This window comes from Streptomyces alkaliphilus, assembly GCF_014141535.1.
In the GTDB taxonomy this organism is placed as follows: Bacteria; Actinomycetota; Actinomycetes; order Streptomycetales; family Streptomycetaceae; genus Streptomyces; species Streptomyces alkaliphilus.
Genome location: NZ_VKHT01000571.1, coordinates 1 through 3386, shown reverse-complemented (window position 1 = coordinate 3386; position 3386 = coordinate 1). Strand labels below are relative to the sequence as shown.

At 70.1% G+C, this 3386-nt stretch carries 3 protein-coding genes; all 3 read left to right on the top strand.

The genetic code is table 11. From position 1 onward, the window contains the following. Positions 1-558 (top strand): TilS substrate-binding domain-containing protein (locus FNQ90_RS16845; RefSeq protein WP_182607137.1); only part of this gene is annotated, 558 nt, incomplete at its 5' end. A gap of 12 nt (positions 559-570) precedes the next feature. After that, positions 571-1125, top strand: coding sequence for a hypoxanthine phosphoribosyltransferase (gene hpt / locus FNQ90_RS16840; RefSeq protein ID WP_143622853.1), 555 nt, complete (start codon positions 571-573; stop codon positions 1123-1125). Positions 1126-1524: 399 nt separating this feature from the next. Next, positions 1525-3386, top strand: a 1862-nt coding sequence (gene ftsH, locus FNQ90_RS16835) for an ATP-dependent zinc metalloprotease FtsH (protein WP_182607138.1), incomplete at its 3' end; no start/stop codon positions are given.

The following is a 3386-nucleotide window of genomic DNA, read 5'->3' as shown; positions in this document are numbered from 1 at the left end:
GCCGGCACCCGCACCGCCCCCCGGCCCGGCCGGCCGGAACCCGGCGAGCACCGCCGCTACCGTCGTCCTTTTCTGGACACCGATCGGCGCACCACCCGCCTGGCCTGTGAACGCCAGCACCTGCCGGTCTGGGACGACCCGCACAACGCCGACCCCTCCTTCACCCGCTCCCGGGTCCGCCACGAGGCGCTGCCCGCGCTGGAGAAGGCGCTGGGCCGGGGCGTCACGGAGGCGCTCTCCCGAACGGCCCGGCTCTTCCGGGACGACGCGGACGCCCTCGACGCCTGGGCCGAGCGCGCCGCCCGCACCGCCACCGGTCCCGACGGCACCCTCGACATCGCCGTCCTCGGCGAGCTCCCGCCCGCCGTGCGTCGCCGGGTGCTGCGCCGCGCCGCCATCGCCGCCGGCGCCCCGGCCGGCTCCCTGTTCGCCCGTCACATCGAGGAAACGGACCGTCTGATCACCGCCTGGCGGGGTCAGCGACCCCTCAACCTCCCGGGCCGCGTCGAGGCGCGTCGGCAGGGTGGCAGACTGGTGCTGCAGCAGGCGATCCGATAGAGAGTGGCGACGGTGCGAGAGAAAGACCTGGGCGCGGACCTTCAAACGGTGCTCATCACCAAGGACGAGATCGACTCCAGGCTCGCCGAGCTGGCCGGGGAGATCGACGCCCGGTACGACGGGAAGGACCTCCTCATCGTGGGGGTCCTCAAGGGCGCGGTGATGGTCATGGCCGACCTGGCCCGGGCCCTGGCCACGCCGGTGACCATGGACTGGATGGCGATCTCCTCCTACGGGGCCGGCACCCAGTCCTCCGGGGTGGTCCGCATCCTCAAGGACCTGGACACCGACATCAAGGACAAGAACGTCCTGATCGTCGAGGACATCATCGACTCCGGGCTGACCCTCTCCTGGCTGCTGGCCAACCTGGGGTCCCGCGAGCCGGCCTCCCTGGAGATCATGACCCTCCTGCGCAAGCCCGACGCCGCGAAGGTCGACATCGACGTCCGCTGGGTCGGCTTCGACATCCCCAACGAGTTCGTCGTCGGCTACGGCCTGGACTACGCGGAGAAGTACCGCAACCTGCCGTTCGTCGGCACCCTCGCCCCGCACGTGCACGGCGGCTGACCGGCGCGGCGGGGACGGTGTGACGCGGAATACCCCGCTCCCGCCGGCGGTTGGCCGGTGGGAGCGGAACCCCGGGGCGGCCCACCGCGTTGAACCGGTGTACTCCCCGCCGTCGCACCCCCGGGGCCGACGGTCCGGGCGCCCCGCGCGGCCGGCCGTAAGCCGGCGTCCGGGCGGCGCCGCGAGGAATCGTTCCCGGCGCCTCGGCAGCGCCGAACGGTTCCCCCGGGGTACCGTCGCGAGGAGTCAGCTTGTTCTGTGCCGGGAGCGCGCCGGCCGAATCAGGACACCGCACGCACAGCGGATCCCGTCCGGGGGCTGTGCCTCGATGTGGCAGGAGGGACGGGGCTGCGCGGCCCCGTGTGGAGAGACGTGAAGCGCTACTTCCGTGGGCCGGTCATGTGGATCATGCTGGCCGTCCTCGCCGTGATCCTGTTGATGAACGTGTTCCGCACCTCCGAGGGCTACACGACGGTCGACACCGCCGAGGTCGTGCAGGCGATCAACCAGAACAAGGTCCGATCCGCCGAGCTGACCACCGGTGACGAGCAGCGGATCAAGCTCGAGCTGAAGGAAGGCGAGGAGATCCAGGGGGCCACCGCCGTCCAGGCCAGCTACATCGGCGAGCAGGGCAGCGAACTGGCCAAGCTCCTCCAGGCCAAGTACCAGGACGAGGAGGGACTGCTGCCCGACGGGTACACCGTCAGCCCGCAGTCGCAGAACGCCTTCGTCGGCATCCTGCTCTCCTTCCTGCCCATCCTGCTGATCCTGCTGATCTTCCTGTTCCTGATGAGCCAGATGCAGGGCGGCGGCTCGCGGGTGATGAACTTCGGCAAGTCCAAGGCCAAGCTCATCACCAAGGACACCCCGAAGACCACCTTCGACGACGTCGCCGGTTCCGATGAGGCCGTCGAGGAACTGCACGAGATCAAGGAGTTCCTCCAGGAGCCGGGCAAGTTCCAGGCCGTCGGCGCCAAGATCCCCAAGGGTGTGCTGCTCTACGGCCCGCCCGGCACCGGCAAGACCCTGCTCGCCCGGGCGGTCGCCGGCGAGGCCGGGGTGCCGTTCTACTCCATCTCCGGGTCCGACTTCGTCGAGATGTTCGTCGGTGTGGGCGCCTCCCGGGTCCGCGACCTGTTCGAGCAGGCCAAGGCGAACGCCCCGGCCATCGTCTTCGTGGACGAGATCGACGCCGTCGGCCGGCACCGCGGCGCCGGTATGGGCGGCGGTCACGACGAGCGCGAGCAGACCCTCAACCAGTTGCTGGTCGAGATGGACGGCTTCGACGTCAAGGGCGGCGTCATCCTCATCGCCGCCACCAACCGCCCCGACATCCTGGACCCCGCGCTGCTGCGCCCGGGGCGCTTCGACCGGCAGATCGCCGTCGACCGTCCCGACATGAAGGGCCGGCTGGAGATCCTCAAGGTCCACAAGAAGGGCAAGCCGGTCGCCCCGGACGTGGACCTGGGTGCCGTCGCCCGCCGCACCCCCGGCTTCACCGGCGCGGACCTCAACAACGTGCTCAACGAGGCCGCGCTGCTCGCCGCCCGTGCCGACGCCAAGCTGATCGACAACAAGTTCCTCGACGAGGCCATCGACCGGGTCGTGGCCGGTCCGCAGAAGCGGACCCGGATCATGAGCGACAAGGAGAAGCTGATCACCGCCTACCACGAGGGCGGACACGCCCTGGTGGCGGCGGCCAGCCCCAACAGCGACCCGGTGCACAAGGTCACGATCCTCTCCCGCGGTCGGGCCCTGGGGTACACGATGGTGTTGCCGGAGGAGGACAAGTACTCCACCACCCGCAACGAGATGCTGGACCAGCTGGCCTACATGCTCGGTGGACGCGCGGCCGAGGAACTGGTCTTCCACGATCCGACCACCGGCGCGGGCAACGACATCGAGAAGGCCACCGCGACGGCCCGCGCGATGGTCACCCAGTACGGCATGAGCGAGCGGCTGGGCGCGATCAAGTTCGGATCCGACTCCTCCGAGCCCTTCCTGGGCAAGGAGATGGGCCACCAGCGCGACTACTCCGAGGAGATCGCGGGGGTGGTGGACGAGGAGGTCAAGCGCCTCATCGAGGCCGCTCACAACGAGGCCTGGGAGATCCTGGTCGAGAACCGGGACGTGCTGGACAACCTGGTCCTGGAGCTGCTCGAGAGGGAGACGCTCAACAAGGAGGAGCTGGCGGAGGTCTTCCGCCCGGTCGTCAAACGCCCGGCCCGCCCGGCGTGGACCGGCTCCACCCACCGCACCCC